Source organism: Vibrio fortis, assembly GCF_000695685.1.
Lineage (GTDB): Bacteria > Pseudomonadota > Gammaproteobacteria > Enterobacterales > Vibrionaceae > Vibrio > Vibrio fortis_A.
In genome coordinates, this window is record NZ_JFFR01000002.1 from 226,808 (window position 1) to 248,302 (window position 21,495).

The following is a 21,495-nucleotide window of genomic DNA, read 5'->3' on the forward strand; positions in this document are numbered from 1 at the left end:
TTTATGTTTAAGGGGTATATCTAAGAAGGAAGCAACTTAAATCCTTCATATCGAATCAGATCTTGCTGTTTCAATATCTCCAGAGCCAGTTTCTTTGACATGGGTTTGTAGTAATAGAAGCCCTGGATGTATTTTACGCCCAACCCTGCGAGCGTTTGGACTTGCGATTCATTCTCCACGCCCTCAACGATAACTTCCATTCCAAGTGAGTCGGCAAGTTGAAGCATAGACTCAAGAATAGGAACTCCTAAGCTCGACGAATCCGAGATGTTTTTTACAAACACACGGTCAATTTTAAGGACGCTGAAAGGGAATTGGCGTACAAAGTCTAACCCCGCATAACCAGTGCCGAAGTCGTCGATAGCGATTTCCACGCCAGCTTCCGCCAACTTGTTTAAGTTGGTTCGGATCGTCACCATGTCCTTTTCAAGACACTCACCATCCTCAGTGACCTCAAATATAAGTTTGTTCAGCAATTCTGGGTTCTTACGGAATAGCCTAAGAACACTGTCAGCGAACTCTGGGTTTGAGACGACATTACGGCTGATGTTGACACTAATGTATCTATTCTCAAATAGAGAGCTGTTTGTTTTTAATGTGCTTAATACTTCATCAAGCACAAAGTAGGTGAGATCTTCGATTAACCCAAGGCTCTCTGCGAGCGGGATGAAAATCGCAGGCGACACACTGCCTTCGACTGGATCGTTCCATCGTAGCAGTGACTCGCAACCAACTACTTGGGAAGTGCGCTGATCAACAATAGGCTGAAGGTGAACATGTAAGTGTTTGTTTTTCAGCGCATTAGACAGTGAATACTCAAGGCCTCTTCGTTCTTGGTTTCTGTGCTTAATGTTCTGCGCAACGATGGTCGCGACACCGGCACAAAGAAAACCAAACCAAGAGTACTTAAGAAGGAAGTTGAGGTAATAGCCGTAGCCAGCGTAAGAGATGACGGCTAGTGGATAGGTGTCAGACTCTATTTTTAAAGCTTTAATGTATGAGACTGGCTCGAGCGCAGAGATATCTCGATGAATCACCTCAACCTTTGAGTTCAGCCCGTATTGGGACAGATGATCTTCGACAATGTCAGAAATGTAATGTGGTGGGATTAATAGGCTGACACCTTCTTGGCTTACGTGATCTTTGAAGATCAGCATAATGGCTTTCGACTGAGAAATCGCAGAGTTGGTATAAGAGAGTGTCGTTAAATTCGGGTCATTGTTTATGCGGTTGCTGATGGTTTGATATAAAGGAAACCAAACGTCGCCTTCGGTTGTTGAGCAATAAAAGTAGTCTCGATCATTATATATCGCCGCTTCTTTTACCCAGTCCGTGTGAAATACAGCTTGCCTAAGCTCTCGCACAAATGCTTTACACGGAAGGCTAGCATTTTGCGTTGTTATAAAAGAATCGAACTGCGCCTTTATCTCATCTAATTTGGCTTCTGCGAGTACTACCGACTTCTCGCTCACATTCTTGTAGTGAAAGGGTGTGATGGGAAGAAGCAGAGCCATAGAACAACAAAAAGATGCAATAAAATGGAGTGAGGTCTTGGCAATGCTCTGGTACTTGATGGTCATAGTATATGGGACACTTACTCGGCGAGTTGAATATGTATTTTAATTTATAAAATCAATATCAATTGAAACAGGATGAGTTATCAATAATGTGAATGAAACCATAACTTTGTGAATTCTTATTCATTAATTTCGATGGACACTTTACATATTTTAAATTAGCGATTCCTTAATTGGTTTAATATTGTACAATGTGTAAAAATTAATATGCATATTGTTGTTTATTGGGTTGTGAGAGGATGATGCATCACATAACTGTTGTGTAGCCAGTCAGTAGAGGGGCTGGTAATTTTCCTTGATGCATATTTTATTAGGCTTTATTAATATATTTTATGCAAATAATCCTCTATCAAATAATTCCTACTGGTTATTTAAATGAGTAAAAAAGGCGGGTAAATAATTCAGATTAGTCAAAACTAAGATTATATTTTTTCTTTATCTGTGAGTTAAAATCACAACTTATATAAATGATACTCTTTTTATAAAAAATACATTATTAGTCTGTTTTTATTCATGCATAAAATCATTGTTAGGCGCTGTGATAGGCACAGTTATTCAACGAGGATTGATGTTTATGATGAAACGAACGGCACTACAACTCGCAATTTCAATGGGTATCGTCGCACTACCGGGAATGGCAAATGCGAGCAGTACTCCAATGACCAACCCTAATAGCGGTGTGGTAGTAGGATATTGGCACAACTGGTGCGATGGAGCTGGTTACAAGGGAGGCAACGCGCCTTGTGTCACTTTAGACGCGGTAAACCCGATGTACAACATTGTGAACGTCTCTTTTATGAAGGTTTATGATGTTGCAGAAGGTCGCATTCCTACTTTTAAGCTCGATCCAACTATTGGCCTTTCAGAGCAGCAGTTCATTAACCAAATATCAGAGCTTAATCAGCAAGGGCGTTCAGTACTTATCGCACTTGGTGGTGCTGATGCTCATATTGAACTTAAGACGGGAGACGAGACCGCGTTTGCCGAAGAGATCATTCGTCTTACCGAAAAATACGGTTTTGATGGTTTAGATATCGATTTAGAGCAAGCTGCGGTGACGGCTGCGGATAACCAAACCGTCATTCCAGCAGCATTAAGACTGGTAAAAGATCATTACCGAGAGCAGGGTAAAAACTTCCTAATTACCATGGCTCCTGAATTTCCATACCTGACTGCTGGTGGTAAATACGTCCCATATATCGACAACCTTGAACGCTACTATGACTGGATCAATCCACAATTCTACAACCAAGGTGGTGACGGTATCTGGGTAGAAGGTGTAGGTTGGATTGCCCAGAATAACGATGAATTGAAAGAAGAGTTTATCTACTACATCTCCGATTCATTGAGTAACGGCACGCGAGGTTTTCATAAAATTCCTCACAACAAGTTAGTGTTTGGTATTCCATCTAACATTGACGCTGCGGCTACTGGTTACGTACAAGAACCACAAGATCTGTATTCAGCGTTTGAACAGTTATCCGAGCAGGGCCAGCCGCTGCGTGGCGTTATGACTTGGTCTGTGAACTGGGACATGGGCACTAACGCGCAAGGGCAAGAGTACAACGAAACCTTTATTAATGACTATGGTCCATTTATCCATGGCCAAGTGACCCCACCTCCGGGTAACGACGGTGAGCCAATCCTTAAAGGCGTTGAGAATACTCGAGTGCTACATAGAAGTGCTTTTAATGAGTTAGAGGGTGTCTCTGCACATGACAAAGAAGATGGTGATTTAACCTCTTCAATCGTCGTCGAGGGTTACGTCGATACTGCTTCAATTGGCACTTACGTGCTGACTTATAAAGTATCCGATAGCGATGATAATCAAACGACCCAAGCACGAAGCGTAGAGGTCTATAGCCAAAAGCCAGTATTGAGTGGAGTAGAGAATACAACGGTGATGCTAGGCGGCGATTTTGATGCATTGGAAGGTGTTACAGCCAAAGACGCGGAAGACGGTGACTTAACAGCATCAATACAAGTCACTGGGCAAGTGGATGTAAATACTATCGGTACGTATTCCTTAGTTTATAAAGTGTCTGACAGTGCCGCTCAAACCGTTGAAGCGACACGAGCTGTGACAGTGACTGATGGATCAAGCTGCGCAAACCCTTGGGATGCAAATAGTGTTTATGTTGAAGGCGACAAAGTGTCTCACGATGGGCACACATGGAAAGCGGGCTGGTGGACTCGAGGACAAGAACCGGGCACAACGGGCGAATGGGGTGTGTGGACTAAAGATTCCGACGCTTCGTGTGGTGGTGAAACGCCCGATCCCGATGTCGACCCTACGTTGGGTGTAACGGGCTTAGCATCTTCATACGCATTGGATAGTGGTCAAGTGACGTTGAACCTACAGTTAATTAGTAACCAAGCGTTAACGGTTGATGTGAGTGTACGCAATGCTTCGAATCAAGTGGTTGAGCAGTCTCAGTCTCAAGTTAACGGCCAATCTGCATTAACTATTGAATTACAAGATATTCAGGCAGGTACGTATCAGCTACTACTTGAAGGCATTGCTGAAGATGGTGAAACAGTTTCATCACAAAACAGCTTTATTGTAACTGATGAGACAACACCACCGCCGGGAGAGTATCCTGACTATGTAGCAGGTACTGCGTATCAAGCGGGTGACCGAGTGATAGGCGCTGACAACGGCGTCTACGAATGTAAGCCTTGGCCTTACACAGCGTGGTGTGCGAGTGCGTCTTACGCTCCGGGAGATAGCCTATATTGGGATGATGCTTGGATTAAACTATGATGATTTAGTGTGTATAAACTACATTGTCTGAAATAAAGAGAGCGGCCTTCGTGGGCGCTCTTTTTGTTGATAGCGTTCAACAAAGTGAGAGCTAAAGAGGCGTTGTTAAGCGGTTCGAAGTATCCATTGTTACGGGGTACTTTATGTTCTTTGAATAGTACAAATATCACCCCATTAATACACCTTGTTACACTTTTAAATTTTGTTCTGCACTTAGAACATTGAGTTCCTAATTTGCTCGCTGCATTATTCTAAATCTGAATTTTCCATTTCTAAGTATCTATTCTATGAATCTGGCTCAAGTCGACCTCAACTTATTAGTTATCCTCAAGCACCTGTTAGAAGAAAAGCATGTTTCAAATACCGCATTAGCGCTGGACATGAGTCAACCGACGATCAGCCGTTCATTGCAAAAGCTTCGCACAGTTTTCAATGATGACTTGTTGGTTCGCGGTACTTATGGGTATGAGCTAACACCAAAAGCTGAGTCTATTAAGCAAGATTTAACATCGGTATTAGGGCGATTGGAAAAGCTTGTAGCAGGGGATGTGTTTGAGCCAAGTGATAGCGATGCGACTGTTCGATTCTTTGGTTTGGTGCCTCAGATTACTCATTTGATGCCCAAAGTGATGGCGGAGGTTCGTCGTCAGGCTCCGAACATGATTGTTGACATCGATTCAATTCCTAAACGCCACTTCGAGAGTTTGATCTCAGGAGACGTACATTTTGTTCTCTCGACTCATGAGCCGTCTAGCTCAGAGCAGAACCTGTATCGTACCTTTGTGACCAGTCGCGATTATCGCTTGTTGATGAGTAAAGACCACCCGCTAGCAGACAAAGAGATCACGGTTGATGACCTTCTGAATAGTCAGTTAGGACAGATCTCACTTCAAGGCGATAAAAAACTGTCGATTGAAAGTCGTTTTAAAGATCTTGGATTAATCGACAAGCAACGTAAGTTGTCGATTCCTGTCCAACTCTCTAATTTCAATGTCGCTCCTGATATCGCAGAAACTACGGATATCATATTTCACCTTCCAACTCCTTTTGCCCAGCAAGCTGCGAAGCAACGTGAACTTGTTTGTAAAAGGGTACCAAAGGCACTTCGTCATCCTTCAGAAGATGTTTATCTGTATTGGCACAAACGTTTTCACAATGATCCTATGTGTCAATGGATCCGCCGTATTTTCAAAGAGTTATACAGCTAAACCCCACTTTGTGTACGATAATCAGCACTGATTTACAGGTGCTGATTAATCAATAAATGGATATGGAAGATAATCTGTATTTGAAAAATAAATAGTCAGAATTACCAAAGGGGATGAAACTTTCATTGATGTAAATGGTAACCGAATGTCCAATGCAAACCATTATCACTTGCAACTAAAGACATCATACTATGACGGATCGTTCTCTTTTTTCTCCTAAGCCTTTAGCTATAGCCGTAGCATTTATCTGTTCTTCTGTTTCAACGGTTTCCTTTGCCAATGAAGCTTCTACAGAAACTGATGAACAGATGGTTGTTACCGCAACTCGCACAGAAACCTCTCTAAAACAAGCGCCTGCTTCTATGTCGGTAATCACGGCAGAGGATATTGAGAATAACCCTGGTATCACGCTAGCAGACATTGTGGCGGACTCTACTAGTGTTGAGTCAGACTTTGACAGCACGCGAGCAGGTCGTCAGATGATCTCTATTCGTGGTATGGATTCGGATTACACTTTGATCATGGTAAATGGTCGACGTCTAAGTTCTGCAAGTGCAATTATTCGTGGTAACGACTTCGATCTTTCAACTATTCCAGCAGATTCGATTGAACGTGTTGAGATCATTCGAGGTCCTATGTCGGCGTTGTACGGTTCTGATGGTATGGGCGGTACGATTAACATCATCACCAAAGCACCAGAGAATGATTGGAGCTCGACATTGAGCATGGATACATCATCGCCAATGGATGGTAATGGTGGCCAAGAGCACTCCGTCGGACTAACCACGTCAGGCGCATTGATAGAAGATGAGTTGTTTGCTCGCTTCTCTGTAAACCAAACCAGCCGTGATGCGTGGCAGCCTTATTCTGGAACTCACAGCTCGGGTTACGATCGAGAAGATATTACGGCGCTAGAAGGGCGCGATACACTTAGCCTATTAGCGAATCTAACGTGGTACGCGACCGACAATCAGACTATCGACCTTGATTTGGGTTACAGCGACGATGAGCGTGAATCTGCAGCAGAAAGTTCTAGCTCTGTTATTGAGTCAGACACACGTGTTGTACGTCATAGCCAAGCGATTACTCATAGTGGTTTTTGGAGCTGGGGTGACACTCAAGTTCGTTACTCACGTGAAAATGTAACAGATACTGATGCGGCAGACTTAGGAAACAATTTTAGTAGTGATATTGAAGAACTCACACAGATCTTAGAGGCATCAGCAACGACTTATCTTGGTGATAGCCACACTCTTACTTTTGGTATGGATTACCAATTGAGCAAGCTAATAAACAAAGAAAACTTGGTGAGTGGTTCTTCTGAAGCATATCAAGGTGCGCTATTTGTACAAGACCAGTGGGAAGTGACAGATCAATTGACCGCTACGATTGGTGGGCGTTTAGATAAGCATGAGCTTTACGGTGAAGAATTTAGTCCGCGAGTTTATATGGTTCATCAAACAACCGATGACCTGATTATTAAAGGTGGCGTTGGTAAAGCCTTTAAAGCGCCAACACTGACTCAGAATCAAGCAGACTACCAAGTATCGAGCTGTAAAGGTGGCTGTGTATTAGTGGGTAACGAAGATCTGAAGCCAGAGACAAGCTTAAATTACGAACTAGCTACTGTTTACACTCAGCCTCGTTGGAATGTGGAAGCGGCGTTGTTCCGAAATGAGATCAATGATCTTATTGAGCGAACAGAAGGTTACTGTCCAGACGGTGGTGAATGGAATGAAAGTGCTCGTCAATGTGAAAATCCTGATGGAACTCCGACAGGGAATCTAGGTGCCAAGACATATCACAATGTATCGGAAGCAATCATCCAAGGTGTTGAATTGGCTGGTGGCTTCCAGATTTCAGAACAATGGGATGTATCAGGTAACTACACTTACTTAGATACTGAAGATAAATCGACGGGCGAGCAGTTGTTGGAACGCTATAAGCATTCTGGTCTGGTTAAACTCAACTGGAGTCCTACTTACGACCTAACGACATTCGTGAGCGCTAGATATCGTGGCGAACGCCAGATTGAAACAGATCTGACTCAAGACGCTTACACCACACTAAATATCGGTACTGTATATAATGTGAATGGCTCAGTTCGCATTCGAGCTGGTATCACTAACTTAACGGATGAAGCAGTTACTCAAGAGCTAGAGTATTTAGGATATGTTGAAGAGCCACGTACTTACTACGTTGGCATGACTGCAGACTTCTAAGATCTAAAGTTATCTCCCAATAAAACGCAGGTCAAAATGGCCTGCGTTTTTGTTTTGTCCCATAAGAAAATGTTATTGGTTTTAGTGGGCGGCTTTTTTGACACAAGTGATGATAGCGTTACCTGAGTGCTGATCCCAAGGCGTCAGCTTTTCATAGTCGTGCTCAAATAAGTGAACATCGAAATATGGCTCAAGGATTTGAACGATCTCTGCGAACGTGAATGCAACCATCGGATGCTCATCGTGCCAGATTTGCGTCTGACCATTGGTTGTTTTCTCGATACTCAGCTTGAGTGCTTGTCGATCGCCGTCACCAGAGTAGTACCACCCTGAGCGGAAGGTGAATGCATCTTGCTCTAGATTGCTAGTGTGACGTACAAACAGAGTGTTGTTGATCTTCGCTTTATCGACAACATTGAAGCAGAAGATACCATCAGGCTTTAAAGCAGCATGCACGCTCTCAACACAAGCTTTCAGTTTATCAATCCCATCGTTGTAATGAATCGAGTAAAGGAAACAAGTAATCAAATCAACGGGCTCATCTACTGTAAAGTGGCTCATGTTTTGTTGTGAAAACTGAGCTTCAGGACAGCGTGTCATCGCGATATCTAACATAGGTTGGTTCAAATCAAGCCCACTGCTGGTATAGCCGTAATCAATAAAATGACGCACGTGTGGGCCGGTACCACAAGCGAGATCAAGGTGAGTACGACCGGTATTGCCGAAGATTTGATGTAATCTACGCACACAGTTACTTTGCGATTGATAGTCGATATCGAGACACATTAAATCGTAGTAACCAGAAAGATCGGTGTAGAGAGCATTAGTACGCATGTTGACCTGTAATGATGTGGATAATGTTGGAGAAGTGGCGCATCGTAAGGAACGTAATTGAGAAAGAGAAACAAAAAGGATTTATCGAGACGAGTAAATAGTTTTGCTATTGATTGATAAGTCGCTGCTATGAAAGGTTTATCTTCGAGCTTGAACTATAAATAAGGGTTCAGTTATGCTCTGAGGCTAGTTTTCTGTTCATCAATAAGAAGACAGTTAATATAAAGGCAGCATTAGAAACCCAGTAATACAAAGGAATGGATTCGATGGAAATCAGAAAGGATGATTTGTCGGGCGGCGATGTCATAGCGCTACTCGAAGAACACTTAGCCGACATGTACGCGACTTCACCACCTGAAAGTGTTCACGCTCTTGATGTCGGTGCACTAAAAGCCTCAGACATTACGTTTTTCAGTGCTTGGAAGGCGGATGTCCTACTTGGCTGTGTGGCAATTAAAGAGCTCGAACCACAGCACGCAGAGCTTAAATCGATGAGAACATCTCGTCATGCACGAAAGGGAGGCGTCGCCAGCAAATTGCTGCAGCATGTACTCGAGGTTTCCTCTTCTCGCCAGTATCAAACACTGAGTTTAGAGACTGGTTCTGAAGAGTACTTTAAACCAGCTCGCAACCTTTATGAGAAATTTGGTTTTCGTTATTGTGAGCCTTTTGCGGACTACAAGCTCGATCCTCACAGTCACTTTATGACGATAGACATTCATTCAGCATGTCCACGTATTTATCAGGCTTCTCCCTTGGCTTGTCTCTGATTTTAGCAATTGGCTCCCAAAATGCTTTTGTACTGAAGCAAGGTTTGAAAAATCAGCATGTCTTTATTGTCTGTTTAATCTGCGCTGTGTCAGACGCACTGTTAATAAGTTTCGGTGTGGCAGGTTTTGGTGCAATTGTTGAGAAGTTTCCACAAATAGAACAGATCGCTCGATTTGGTGGCGCGCTGTTTTTGGCAGTGTATTCAATATTGAGTTTTCGTTCTGCGTTTACCGAAAACCACGCGTTAGAAACCCATGTTCAAACCAAAGGCTCTCTGCTTAAAGTGGTGTCGGTATGTTTGGCATTTACTTGGTTAAACCCACATGTGTATTTAGACACGGTCGTATTGCTTGGGTCTATCTCCACCCAGTACCAACCGAATGAGATGCAATTTGCCATTGGAGCGATCACAGCTTCATTCGTGTTCTTCTTTTCATTGGGGGTTGGGGCGAGATTTCTCTCTCCACTATTCAGTCGCCCTAAGTCATGGAAAATACTAGAGTTTATAGTTGGTGTTATGATGGCAACCATTGCAATCAGCCTACTTATCTAACAATCCTTAAACGCTAAATCACAGAGCCCACGGAATCTTATGAACAGTGGGCTTTTTGTATCAATACACTGAACTTCTTCGATTATCTGAATACCTACTAGGTTGCTAATATTGATATGCCTATTGATGTCTATGGTTTTGTTTTTTGTTCTACACTTAAGCTATTGAATATCGTCAATTAGCTAGGAATTACAAAGTGATATTACACAATTATAAGGCTTTGTTAGGAGGCGTTGCTGTAAGCTTAGTTACTGCTCCTTGCGCGATTGCGGACCCTCCGATTGAAGTAAATGTAGTAAACGAAGAACAGAGGGTTACTACTCCCTATTATTCAGAATGGCCATCATTAGAGAGTGCGATTGTAAAAGATCCTCAGATTGAAGCTCGTATCGCAGATATCTTAAGTCGGATGACACTGGGTGAGAAAGTCGGGCAAATGATCATGCCTGAATATCGACAAGTGACGCCGGCAGAAGCCAAGCAATATAAGATCGGTTCAGTACTTAACGGTGGTGGTGGCTGGCCGAATGAAGATAAATACGCAACGGCGCAAGAGTGGGCGAAACAAGCAGACAGCTATTGGCTTGCGTTGGATGAAGCCTATGCCGGCAGAGGGTTCCGAATTCCATTTATGTGGGCAACCGATGCTGTTCATGGGCACAACAATGTCTATGGAGCGACACTGTTTCCCCACAATATCGGCCTAGGTGCGGCAAACAATCCAGACTTACTTCGACAGATTGGTGAAGTAACGGCAGTAGAAATCGCAGCGACCGGCATTGACTTAACTTTTGCTCCTACGGTGGCTGTGCCAAGAGATTACCGTTGGGGAAGAGTCTACGAAGGTTACTCAGAGTCTCCAGATATTACTTATCACTACGCGCCTGCGATCGTGGAAGGGCTGCAAGGTAATCAGCAACAGCTGCAAACCGAGTCCAAAGTGATCGCCACCGTTAAGCATTGGCTCGGTGATGGTGGGACTAAAAATGGAGTGGATCGGGGAGTCAACCACTCAACAGAAGATCAACTACGTAACCTCCATGCACCAGGCTATTTCTCCGCTATAGAGGCTGGTGCGCAAGTGGTTATGACGTCATTTAACTCTTGGCAGCAAGTTGACGAAAATGGAAATAGGAACTCTGATGCGAACTCAAACCATAGTGGCAAACTACATGGTAGTCGTTACCTTGTCACGGATATACTAAAAGGCAAACTAGGCTTTGACGGTATCGTGGTGACCGATTGGAATGGGCATGGTGAGGTCAAAGGGTGTACCAATGCCAACTGCCCGCAAGCAGTCTTGGCAGGTAATGACCTGTTTATGGTGACAGATAATAAAGATTGGAAAGGTTTTTATCGCAACGTCATAAAGCAGGTGCGAAGTGGCGAAATTCCGATGTCTCGAATCGATGATGCAGTGACTCGAATACTGCGAGTGAAAATGAGAGCAGGGCTATGGTTCAAACCGAGACCTTCCTATCGACTCTATGCGGGGGATGAATCTTTACTTGGTGCAGATAAACATCGCCTGGTGGCAAGGCAAGCGGTCAGCGAATCCTTGGTATTGCTCAAAAACAACAATCAAATTTTACCGCTCAACTCAAATAACCAAACTTATCTTGTCGTCGGCAGTGCTTCAAATGATCTGCAGAAGCAGAGCGGGGGCTGGACGTTAACTTGGCAGGGCAATGAGAATAGACGCTCTGACTATAGAAACGGTGAAACTGTACTTGAGGCTTTCGTTGAGCAAGTTGGCGAGAAAAGGGTGTTTACCGACCCAGAGACCGCGCCGATGGATGCCATTGCGGTTGTCGTAATGGGTGAAGATCCTTATGCGGAGATGTTTGGTGATATCAAGGAACACCAAAGTATTGCTTATTCAGAGCTTAAAGCCAGTTATAAACGCGATTTACGTTTACTCGAACAACTCAAGCGACAAGGTTTTGAGGTCGTAACACTGTTTTTCTCAGGAAGACCTCTGTATACAACGCCGGAGCTAAATTTGTCTGATGCCTTCGTAGCAGCTTGGTTACCAGGAACCGAAGCGATGGGCATCACCGATGTGTTGTTTGGTGTGAATGGAAAAGATTTTACTGGACGATTGTCGTTTAGTTGGCCACGTGATAAGTGTGTGAGTAATGTAAGCCGTGTTGAATCCCGGATTCCAAACTATGTGATTCCAGAAAACGAGCTTTCTCCAGAGGAGAGTCCACCCTTGTTCGAATATGGCTACGGCTTGAGTTATCAAAAAGCAAAGCATTTGAGCGAAATAGAGTTAGATAAAGAGAGAATTGGCTGTGGTAAAGAGATCCAAATAACCAAAGCGACCCATAATTTAGAAATCTTTGGACGACTGGCCAGTGATCAGTTTGTGCCTAAAGTGAGTGGTCAAGTGACGCAGTGGAAGGGTACCTTTGTATCTCGCTCGAAAGTGACGGAAATTGGTACCGCGCACACCACACCAATCAACTATAAACACCAGCAAGACGCGCTTTCTGTCAGCCTAGGACAGTCGCTACCCATGCAGTTCTATCTGCAAACACCGGATAAAAAAGGTGTTGATCTGATGGACTACTTATTTTCAGGCGCAGACTTGGAGTTCGATATCGCAGTCTATGGCTCAGTGCCTAAGTCTCTAAAACTCGCGAGTCACTGCGTTTACCCATGTGGTGCTATCGCGTCAATTGAGAAAGAGCTCTCACAAGCGCTAGCGAACAGTGATAAACCTTGGTTAACAGTTAAAGTGCCTTTGAGTTGCTTGGCTGAGAATGGCTTAGATTTTTCGGACTTGAATACTCCCTTGCTTCTCTATTCAGATGAACCGTTCGATTTTGATATAGGTGAAGTTCGTTACGTACCTGAGAGTCAGCAAGTTGATGACAAGCGAGCACTGTACTTGTCATGCGGTTTGTTTAACAAGATTAAGTAGGAAAGAGTAGTCTCTAACCCTAATAATCGATAGCAATGAGAAAGCCGCTCTGTTGGGAGCGGCTTTCTGGTTTTCGTGGGTTAGATTTTAGATTATAGGTTAAACCTTAAAGCGACTCATTAAGGTGCTGATGCTGTGGTTGAGTTGTTTAATCTCGACGGACTCATTCACTTGATTCACGCTGAGCTTATTGAGCTCAAGTACAATTTGGTCAATCTCATGGACACTCTTTGTGATGCTCTGTGTGACGGCGTTTTGCTCTGCTGAAGCGCTTGAGATATCACTGTTGAAGTGGCTGACGACTTCCATCTTCTCACTCAGTTTAGAAAGCATTTCAACAGCTTGAATCACTTGATTGCGTGTTTTCTCACAATTCGATTTAGTGAGTTCAATCGACTTCACCAAGCCTTCAGATTGGCCTTGGAGGTTAGAGAGCGCTTCCTCAATTTCAGAGGTACTCTCTTGAGTGCGATTCGCCAACGCTCTTACTTCATCGGCGACCACTGCAAAGCCGCGACCATGTTCACCTGCACGTGCAGCCTCAATCGATGCGTTGAGTGCGAGTAGGTTGGTTTGTTCTGCAATACCCCCGATGACGGTCACGATAGATTGAATACTCTGTGATTCGTTTGCCATCGCAATGATGTCGTGAGATGTTGTATCGACTTGCTCCTCTAGGGCATTAATGTAGGACTCTGTCAGTACATTGATCTGCTTAGTCTCATCACTAAAGGTGGCTGCGTTATGAGCGGCCTCAGCTGCAGACTGAGAATTTTTTTCTACCTCAATAGAGGCGTGAGACAAACTATCAATCGCTGTGACAACTTGGCTGGTTTCGTTGGTGTGAACTTGTAATACGCTGTTGGTTTCTTGGCAACAACCTTCGATACTTCCAACTTTCCCTTCAAGCACCACGTTCTTCTGTTTTACTTCGGTGATCATGCTCTGTAGGCCACTGATGAAGATATTGATGTCTCGTGCAATCTTGCCAAGGTCATCATTGGCTTTCTCTTCTAGGCGCTGAGTTAAGTCACCGTTACCTTGGGATAGGTCATGAACAATGTTACGTAGCGAGATGATTGGGTGGTACAGCATATTCAGTAGCAAGGTCATCACCGCAATTGAACAGACGACAGCTGCAACTATTAACATCTGAGCATTAATGACCACATTATCAAGGGTTTGCATTGCAATTTTAGGGTCGATAACTGAGATCATATGCCATTGATTTGAATCACCAATATTGACGACTTTAGCCATCAACATCATCTCTTTCTGGTCAATATTGCCGCGAATAAATACTTCTGATTGACGTGTTGCGGCCGCTAATTGAGTGGTGGCTGGTAAGGAACTGATCATGCTTTGAGGTGCAATGCTCTCAATGGTCGAAGCGATGATCATGCCGTTGTCGTCAACGATTAAGCCGCGTGCTTGGTAGATTTTTTCGAGTTCACCGAGTTTATCTTCCAAATCATCAAAGCGAAGGTCGGCCATAAGCACGCTATCTTTAAAGGAATACATGACTCCAACCATTGGTGTTTGCGTACTCTTAGTAAAGAATAGGTCGCTAAAAGAGAGCCCTGAGCGGGTTTTGGCCTGTTTATACCAAGGGCGGGTCGTTGGGTTGTACTTTTCAGGAATACCTATACCGTTTGGGAAAGATTCGGAAGGGCGTGAAGTAAAAGAACGGCCATCATCGAAGCCAATCACCATTTTATCGATACCGCCCAGTTTAGCAGCGTAGTGCATCAACGCCTGATTCTCGACCTCAAAGTTTGCGGCTTTGAGCTCTGCTGCCGTCGAGTTCACGACAGAGATGGTGCGTTGTACATCTTGCTCAATTTCATTGATTTCTACAGAGAGAGAGCGGTCGATCTCTTTGTAAATGGTCTCTTCAACCTGCTCTTTGGCGAGATTGAACGAGAACCAGTTTGAAGCGATTAGCGAAACAGTGGTGACAGCGGCCACCATCAGGATGAGTTTGCCTTTAAAACCTAGTGGAAATAACGTTTTTATATTTTTCATAATTTTTCACGCGAATAGACAAGTGAGTTTAGACATTGATTGTGTCGTTCTAAAACGGCTCTTCATAATCAATCTTGTGTAATGTTATTGTATTATTTTTAGGTCATACAATCTGTGAGAAAAATCTATCTGTAAAATCAAATAATCACCAACTATGTGACTTAACTAGAATTTACAACTATCACGATTTCCCTTCAGATCCCCTCTTGTTATGCCACAAGTAGCAATACATCGACCGAATGAGTCATTACTCATTTATTGACTTAGCTCTCTATTTCGCAATCAAAAACTAACCATTTCAGATTATTAGTAATACAATAATGCTGATTGGAGTGTTTGGAGGCCTTGTATGTTGTTGTTAAACACCTCAATCATTTGTTGCTTTTGAACTGGCTTATGTTTGGTTCATCGAAGTTACAAATGAGTTATGTTCCCATTTTACTGAACACAGTAGTTAGCCGAATTTGGTTAGAAAATTGAGTAACGCCAGTAATTATGAGGCGAACGTAGAATTCCGTGGGGGTATCGTTTGTCTTTCTGAACGTTCTCTTCCTGCTTTTGTTCAGGCGGTTTATCCGTTTTGCCCACGTCTTGTTCTCGGACGTGGGCTTTTTTATATGTATGACAAGGCTCTGGTTTTTATCTGTGGTGGGAAAAAGGGAGATAAAAAGACCACACAGTTGATTTATAAAACGGGCTAATCCCTTTCTCTAAAAGGGTTAAGCGCCTCAAATGACACTAGAAACTCACTAGGATCGACGAATTCACAAAAATAATATTAATCTGCCATTAATCACACTTTTGACTTATTGTAGTACAATAGGGTGGGTTTATAGCTATGATGTACAGGTCGAAACTAATTATAGAAAAACAAAAGGTCTATTAGAATGGAACTCAATACAGCTATTGTAGGCATCTATTTCTTATTTCTTATCGCTATAGGATGGATGTTCAGAACGTTTACTAGTACCACCAGTGATTACTTCCGTGGGGGCGGTAACATGCTCTGGTGGATGGTAGGTGCTACGGCATTTATGACGCAATTCTCCGCTTGGACATTTACGGGGGCAGCGGGTAAGGCATACAACGATGGTTTTGCGGTCGCAATCATCTTCTTAGCAAACGCTTTTGGTTACTTCATGAACTTTGCATACTTTGCTCCTAAGTTCCGCCAACTTCGCGTTGTTACCGTAATTGAAGCTATCCGTATGCGTTTTGGTGCTGCGAACGAGCAAGTATTTACTTGGTCTTCAATGCCTAACTCTGTTGTATCAGCAGGCGTTTGGTTGAATGCACTCGCAATCATTGCTTCTGGTATCTTCGGCTTCGATATGACGATGACAATCTGGATCACTGGTCTGGTTGTACTCGCTATGTCGGTAACGGGTGGCTCATGGGCGGTAATTGCATCTGACTTTATGCAGATGGTTATCATCATGGCAGTAACGGTTACTTGTGCTGTCGTTGCTGTTGTTCAAGGTGGTGGTGTTGGTGAAATCGTCAATAACTTCCCTGTGGGCGACACAGGTTCTTTCGTAGCTGGTAACAACCTTAACTACTTAAGCATCTTCAGTATCTGGGCATTCTTCATCTTTGTTAAGCAGTTCTCTATTACTAATAACATGCTTAACTCATACCGTTACCTAGCGGCAAAAGACTCTAAGAACGCTAAGAAAGCAGCACTTCTTGCATGTGTACTTATGCTTGGTGGCGTGTTCATCTGGTTCATGCCTTCTTGGTTCATTGCAGGTCAAGGTGTAGACCTATCTGCTGCGTACCCTGAGGCTGGTTCTAAAGCGGGTGACTTTGCTTACTTATACTTCGTACAAGAGTACATGCCAGCAGGTATGGTTGGTCTTCTTGTAGCAGCAATGTTTGCAGCAACGATGTCTTCTATGGACTCAGGCCTAAACCGTAACTCAGGTATCTTTGTTAAAAACTTCTACGAACCAGTTGTTCGTAAAGGCCAGGCTTCTGAGAAAGAACTCGTAACTGTCTCTAAGATTACTTCTACAGCATTTGGTATCGCTATCATCCTTATCGCACAGTTCATTAACTCTCTAAAAGGTTTGAGCTTGTTCGATACCATGATGTACGTTGGTGCGCTAATCGGCTTCCCAATGACAATTCCAGCATTCCTTGGTTTCTTCATTAAGAAGACTCCAGACTGGGCAGGTTGGGGCACGCTAATCGTCGGTGGTATCGTTTCTTACATCGTTGGTTTCGTCATCAATGCAGAAATGGTGTCAGCAGTATTTGGTCTTGAAGAGCTAACTAAGCGTGAATGGTCTGATGTTAAGGTTGCAATTGGTCTTATCGGTCATATTACGCTAACAGGTGGTTTCTTCATCGCTTCTACTCTGTTCTACAAACCACTGCGCGAAGATCGTCAAGCTGATGTAGATAAGTTCTTCAACAACTTAGAGACACCGTTAGTTGCAGAGTCTACTGAGCAGAAGAAACTGGATAACAAACAGCGTCAAATGCTTGGTAAACTTATCGCAGTAGCGGGTGTTGGCGTGATGCTTATGGCGCTTCTGTCTAACCCAATGTGGGGACGTATGGTGTTCATCCTGTGTGGTGCGATTGTAGGTGGTGTTGGTATGCTGCTTGTGAAAGCAGTGGATGACTCGGTTGAAGAGAAGGGCACGGTATCAGAACAAACCTCGTGATGGTTGATACACCCTTAATCTCAAATAGATAACTTTAAAGCGGCTGATAGTTCAGCCGCTTCTGTCGTTCTTATTGTATAGCTTTCGACTCAAGAAGTGACTTGTTGTTTTTCGATAAATAAAACCCCGATATGTCATCCATATCGGGGTTATTTTTTGTGGGGTAAGATTTTTTGTATTAGTGATCTTTACTTGTGGCTCAAACTATAGAGCTTGGCGATTGGTACTGATGTAGTTGGAGAGAGACGTTTTTTTTGTGCTAAGAAAAGCTCTGCTGTAGAGACTGCATCGATCAGCGCGTTGTGATTGTTATATTCTGGCAGCCCATAACGCTCGCGAGTCGAAGACAAAGAGTAGTCTAGGTCATGCTCATTTCGCGCTTTTGCCATGTTCTTTTCAATCGCTAACGTATCAATCCACAAGATAGGCAAATTCACCACTTGATAGTAGGTATCCAAGTAGCGGTCTATGAATGCTTTTTCGACGCCACAAGCATGGGCAATGATTACTTTACCCGCAGCAGCTTCGAAAAATTGAGTCATAGCATTAGATAAAGAGATACCATCTCTGAGCATTTGAGGTGTGATGTGGTTGATCACCGCGGTTTCAGGTACGACGGAAGATTCTTCATTAATGTAAAGGTGTGACGCCGAGTTTAGATTGATTTTGTCGTTGTCTATCTCAACCCAACCCATAGACAATATAAGATCGCTTTCTGCTTGTAGCCCTGTGGTCTCAAGATCCAAAACAATATAGCTAAGCTCATCGGCTGTTGTATCGAGCGAACACTCTGGCTCAGATACTAATGCCTTAAGTTCTAGGGTTTGATGGCGCTGTTCAATAAACAGTTCTCGTCTTTTATTCAGCCGTATTAACGGGTGAAAGCGTTTAAACAGCATTGACTAGCCTCCGAATTTCACTTTTGCGGCATCCTGCAATTCCGCGATGATTCTAAAGGCATCTTTAAGGTGTTTACGCTCAAAGCTACCAAAACTGTTGGGATTGATGTGGTTGTTAGGCTCACCACCATGTTTAAGCGCTTCGAGTTGATGACTGAACCGGAAAGAGAGAATGAAGCGATACGCATTAATAATGTTCTTGTAAGAATCTTCGCTGAGTGAACCTTTCTCGAATGCAGTTCTAAATCGCTCATCTGTCGCGGAAAGGTCACAAGATACCGCCAGCCCATAGATGCGTGCGAGATCGATGATTAGGTTAATCGCGTACTTCTTAATATTGAGTGTCTTCTTGTTTTCGCCTGTCTTTTCAAGAACCAAGCTATTGAAGATTCCTAATGGAGGGTTGGTATTCACTGCATCGTTAACCAACATAGTAAGGAAGCTTCGATTGCTTTGAATATTTTGATTTAGTTCGTCCCTTAGAATCTTCTCAAACTCGCTGTTGCCATAAACCGAACGAATTTCGAGGAAAACGCTGATGTTAAGTAAGCGTTCGTATTCTGGGCTATCAACCCATTTCTTGTAGTACTGTTTCCAGACGGACAAAGGCTGGCACCACTTCGGTGTAGCTGCCATGTATTTGCCTGGGCAAAGTGGGTAGTGACAGCTCTCTAAACCTTTGGTGACAATCATGGCTAAGTGTTTGAAGTAAATACGATCGTTATCGGTCGCGTCGTCAGACAGTACAATTGCACTGTCTTGATCTGAAAGCATGTGTACTTCATTACGAGCATGAGAACCGGCAACAATCCATGCGAAATCACAAGGCGGAGGCCCTAATTTATCAATGGCAATCTGAATCAGACGGCGAGTATAGGCATCCATGATCATTGTCATCACCTTACCGACAACTTCTGGACTCACTTTGCCTTCAACTAGTGCTTCAAAAATCGCCTGACGTTCTGGAGTAAACTTGGACAATGACGATACGCTACCTGCGTATTTGATCTTCTCAATAAGGAAGATGGCTTGAACACGGTGGTTTTGAACTAGGTGAGTGGTCGTCAAAAGCCCGACCACCTTATTGTCTTGAACGACGGGTAAGTTACGAATATTGAACTGCATCATCATCGATGCAGCTTGTAGTACAAGGTCGTCTGGAGAAATCGTTAACGGTGACAGTGTCATGACTTCTGATATAGGGCGACATGTGCTGACATCTTTAGCGATCACGCGCTTGGTCATGTCTCTGTCTGTAATCAAACCAACAATTTCATCTTCTTCATAAACTACTGCACAAGGAGAGCGCTGAATAAGCATCTCTTTAGCAACGTCTTTAATTGGTTGCTCCGCAGTAACAACAGCTACGCGTCCGCTGGCGACATCACCAACTCGGCGTATAAACAGACCTTTCTCTTTGTTTGACCAAACCACATCTAACGCCGATTTTAGGCGGACTTGTGCTTGTGACGCGAAATGTTCAGCCGATTCTGGATGTTTGGTAAATAGCGTTTTGAGTGCTGAGTGGGGCACTGAGTAGATGAGTGAGTTTTCAATTGCGATCGCTTGATAGATTTCACTGCTGTCTTGTTGTTGGCCGAGGAATGTAAAGCCAAAGAGGTCTTCTGGCCCTAATTTCGCTCGTAAAACACCGTCTGATTTACGCTGCTCCAAAGCACCTGTGCGAACAATGTAGAGCGCTTTTTCGCCTTTGTTTGAGCAAAGATCAATGACTTCTCCCTTTCCGACATAGCTTATCTGTATCTGAGAGGCGAGCTCTCTTAAGGCGTCTTTAGGCACCTTATCAAATGGGTCAATTTTATCGATAAACTGCAATATATTGGGTAAAAGGGTATCTGACATAACTGATGCTCACTAAGATATATTTGTATGATTATAACGTGGAATTTTAGATTCTAAAACTAGAATTATGATTCAGTCTGACTGTTGCCTAAATCACTGACTATAAGCAAAGTAGTTGATAAAGTCGGTGTTGTCTTGAGTTATAGATCTCGTTGTTTAACTTACGCTATTGTTGAACTTATAGCAATATTGTATTATTAATTAAAATAAAACAGCAAAAGGTAACCATTGATGTTTGATGATTTAAAAGGCAAGCGAGTGTTAATCACTGGTTCAACGTCGGGTATGGGATTGGCAACGGCAAAGTACTTTGCTCAATGTGGAGCATCTGTAGGCTTGAATGGTCGAAGCTCGAGGACTCCGGAAATTGAAGCGATCTTAAACGAATTGAAAGCGCTGGGGGGAGAGGCTGAATTCTTTCAAGCGGACCTAATGCAATCATCAGGCTGTGAAAACCTTGTTGCTGACTTTACAGATCACTTTGGTGGGCTAGACGTATTGATTAACAATGCTGGTGGGCTAGACGTATTGATTAACAATGCTGGTGGGCTAGGAGGAAGAGAAAACCTAGAAGATATTGATGATGCGTTTTTCGATCGTGTAATTGATCTTAACGCGCGCTCTGCATTGATGGTCACCAAATTTGCGATTCCACATCTAAGAGCCTCAGCTTTAGAGTCAGGTGAAACATCGTGTGTTATTAGCACTGGTTCAATTGCAGCGCGCGAGGGCGGCGGTGTCGGTGCAGGTTTATATGCAGCATCAAAAGCTTGGCTTCATGATATCCATCGAAACTGGGTTAAAGAATTCACCAAAGATCGCATTCGTTTCAATATCGTTTCTCCAGGAACGATTGATACCGCTTTTCACGACGCTAAATCGGATGAGGTTAAATCCAATATAGCTAGCTCAATACCTATGGGGCGTTTTGGGCGTGTGAAGGAGGTTGCTCCGAGTTTCGCGTTCTTCTCATCTCATGCGTGTGCTGGTTACATCACTGGGCAAATTCTCGATGTGAATGGAGGTCAAATAGCGCCTTAGTTTATCTAGAGTCTTAATGTAAAAAATCTCAGAAGAGCCAGCACGTAGCTGGCTTTTTTGATCGACTTACGTAAAAGCATCAAAACAAATCGATTACGTAAAAAGAAAGAGGGTGACGCTATTCACATAATTATCGA

At 43.4% G+C, this 21,495-nt stretch carries 14 protein-coding genes; 9 read left to right on the plus strand and 5 right to left on the minus strand.

Annotated elements, in window-relative coordinates; genetic code table 11:
• Nucleotides 1-20 precede the first annotated feature (20 nt).
• Nucleotides 21-1,580, minus strand: a complete 1,560-nt coding sequence (locus VFDL14_RS21510; protein WP_032548908.1) for an EAL domain-containing protein — start codon at nucleotides 1,578-1,580, stop codon at nucleotides 21-23.
• 571 nt (nucleotides 1,581-2,151) lie between these two features.
• Between VFDL14_RS21510 and VFDL14_RS21505 the strand changes: the two genes are divergently transcribed.
• From VFDL14_RS21505 to VFDL14_RS21495, 3 genes are all read left to right on the plus strand, one after another.
• Entirely contained in the window at nucleotides 2,152-4,341 is a 2,190-nt protein-coding gene (locus tag VFDL14_RS21505; RefSeq protein ID WP_032549691.1) for an immunoglobulin-like domain-containing protein, read from the plus strand.
• A gap of 287 nt (nucleotides 4,342-4,628) precedes the next feature.
• A complete protein-coding gene (locus VFDL14_RS21500) occupies nucleotides 4,629-5,549 on the plus strand; it encodes a LysR family transcriptional regulator (protein ID WP_032548909.1) in 921 nt (306 codons plus the stop codon).
• 191 nt (nucleotides 5,550-5,740) lie between these two features.
• Nucleotides 5,741-7,771, plus strand: a complete 2,031-nt coding sequence (locus VFDL14_RS21495; protein ID WP_032548910.1) for a TonB-dependent receptor domain-containing protein — start codon at nucleotides 5,741-5,743, stop codon at nucleotides 7,769-7,771.
• Between the two features lie 81 nt (nucleotides 7,772-7,852).
• Here the strand turns inward: VFDL14_RS21495 and VFDL14_RS21490 are convergent, their stop codons facing one another.
• Nucleotides 7,853-8,605 carry a class I SAM-dependent DNA methyltransferase gene (locus VFDL14_RS21490; protein WP_032548911.1) on the minus strand — a complete coding sequence of 251 codons (753 nt, stop codon included), beginning with the start codon at nucleotides 8,603-8,605 and terminating at the stop codon, nucleotides 7,853-7,855.
• A gap of 266 nt (nucleotides 8,606-8,871) precedes the next feature.
• Between VFDL14_RS21490 and VFDL14_RS21485 the strand changes: the two genes are divergently transcribed.
• The 3 genes from VFDL14_RS21485 (at nucleotide 8,872) to VFDL14_RS21475 (ending at nucleotide 12,858) form a co-directional block, all read left to right on the plus strand.
• Nucleotides 8,872-9,375, plus strand: a complete 504-nt coding sequence (locus VFDL14_RS21485) for a GNAT family N-acetyltransferase (protein ID WP_050487289.1) — start codon at nucleotides 8,872-8,874, stop codon at nucleotides 9,373-9,375.
• Nucleotides 9,333-9,929, plus strand: coding sequence for a LysE/ArgO family amino acid transporter (locus tag VFDL14_RS21480; protein ID WP_032548912.1), 597 nt, complete (start codon nucleotides 9,333-9,335; stop codon nucleotides 9,927-9,929). Before VFDL14_RS21485 ends, VFDL14_RS21480 begins: the two co-directional genes overlap by 43 nt.
• Nucleotides 9,930-10,125: 196 nt before the next feature.
• A complete protein-coding gene (locus VFDL14_RS21475) occupies nucleotides 10,126-12,858 on the plus strand; it encodes a glycoside hydrolase family 3 protein (RefSeq protein ID WP_032548913.1) in 2,733 nt (910 codons plus the stop codon).
• 99 nt (nucleotides 12,859-12,957) lie between these two features.
• On the opposite strand, the gene VFDL14_RS21470 is transcribed toward VFDL14_RS21475, so the two are convergent.
• A complete protein-coding gene (locus VFDL14_RS21470) occupies nucleotides 12,958-14,829 on the minus strand; it encodes a methyl-accepting chemotaxis protein (protein ID WP_032549693.1) in 1,872 nt (623 codons plus the stop codon).
• A 530-nt stretch (nucleotides 14,830-15,359) separates the two neighbouring features.
• Between VFDL14_RS21470 and VFDL14_RS24230 the strand changes: the two genes are divergently transcribed.
• Both VFDL14_RS24230 and VFDL14_RS21465 read left to right on the plus strand, forming a co-directional pair.
• Nucleotides 15,360-15,584: a hypothetical protein gene (locus VFDL14_RS24230; RefSeq protein ID WP_152549186.1), complete on the plus strand. Its 225-nt coding sequence runs from the start codon at nucleotides 15,360-15,362 to the stop codon at nucleotides 15,582-15,584.
• A 186-nt stretch (nucleotides 15,585-15,770) separates the two neighbouring features.
• Nucleotides 15,771-17,555 carry a sodium:solute symporter family transporter gene (locus VFDL14_RS21465; protein ID WP_032548915.1) on the plus strand — a complete coding sequence of 595 codons (1,785 nt, stop codon included), beginning with the start codon at nucleotides 15,771-15,773 and terminating at the stop codon, nucleotides 17,553-17,555.
• A gap of 188 nt (nucleotides 17,556-17,743) precedes the next feature.
• Here the strand turns inward: VFDL14_RS21465 and VFDL14_RS21460 are convergent, their stop codons facing one another.
• Nucleotides 17,744-18,454, minus strand: coding sequence for a 3'-5' exonuclease (locus tag VFDL14_RS21460; RefSeq protein ID WP_032548916.1), 711 nt, complete (start codon nucleotides 18,452-18,454; stop codon nucleotides 17,744-17,746).
• A 3-nt stretch (nucleotides 18,455-18,457) separates the two neighbouring features.
• Complete coding sequence (locus VFDL14_RS21455) at nucleotides 18,458-20,317, minus strand: DUF294 nucleotidyltransferase-like domain-containing protein (protein ID WP_032548919.1); 1,860 nt, start codon at nucleotides 20,315-20,317, stop codon at nucleotides 18,458-18,460.
• Between the two features lie 231 nt (nucleotides 20,318-20,548).
• Here VFDL14_RS21455 and VFDL14_RS21450 point away from each other — a divergent pair, with 231 nt between their 5' ends.
• Complete coding sequence (locus tag VFDL14_RS21450; RefSeq protein WP_032548920.1) at nucleotides 20,549-21,358, plus strand: SDR family NAD(P)-dependent oxidoreductase; 810 nt, start codon at nucleotides 20,549-20,551, stop codon at nucleotides 21,356-21,358.
• Nucleotides 21,359-21,495 lie beyond the last annotated feature (137 nt).

What these genes read in the sequence shown, in the direction of transcription:
- VFDL14_RS21510 (WP_032548908.1), bottom strand. Translation starts at nt 1,580, where the DNA reads ATGACCATCAAGTACCAGAGCATTGCCAAGACCTCACTCCATTTTATT.
- VFDL14_RS21505 (WP_032549691.1), top strand. Translation starts at nt 2,152, where the DNA reads ATGATGAAACGAACGGCACTACAACTCGCAATTTCAATGGGTATCGTC.
- VFDL14_RS21500 (WP_032548909.1), top strand. Translation starts at nt 4,629, where the DNA reads ATGAATCTGGCTCAAGTCGACCTCAACTTATTAGTTATCCTCAAGCAC.
- VFDL14_RS21495 (WP_032548910.1), top strand. Translation starts at nt 5,741, where the DNA reads ATGACGGATCGTTCTCTTTTTTCTCCTAAGCCTTTAGCTATAGCCGTA.
- VFDL14_RS21490 (WP_032548911.1), bottom strand. Translation starts at nt 8,605, where the DNA reads ATGCGTACTAATGCTCTCTACACCGATCTTTCTGGTTACTACGATTTA.
- VFDL14_RS21485 (WP_050487289.1), top strand. Translation starts at nt 8,872, where the DNA reads ATGGAAATCAGAAAGGATGATTTGTCGGGCGGCGATGTCATAGCGCTA.
- VFDL14_RS21480 (WP_032548912.1), top strand. Translation starts at nt 9,333, where the DNA reads ATGTCCACGTATTTATCAGGCTTCTCCCTTGGCTTGTCTCTGATTTTA.
- VFDL14_RS21470 (WP_032549693.1), bottom strand. Translation starts at nt 14,829, where the DNA reads ATGGTGGCCGCTGTCACCACTGTTTCGCTAATCGCTTCAAACTGGTTC.
- VFDL14_RS21465 (WP_032548915.1), top strand. Translation starts at nt 15,771, where the DNA reads ATGGAACTCAATACAGCTATTGTAGGCATCTATTTCTTATTTCTTATC.
- VFDL14_RS21460 (WP_032548916.1), bottom strand. Translation starts at nt 18,454, where the DNA reads ATGCTGTTTAAACGCTTTCACCCGTTAATACGGCTGAATAAAAGACGA.
- VFDL14_RS21455 (WP_032548919.1), bottom strand. Translation starts at nt 20,317, where the DNA reads ATGTCAGATACCCTTTTACCCAATATATTGCAGTTTATCGATAAAATT.
- VFDL14_RS21450 (WP_032548920.1), top strand. Translation starts at nt 20,549, where the DNA reads ATGTTTGATGATTTAAAAGGCAAGCGAGTGTTAATCACTGGTTCAACG.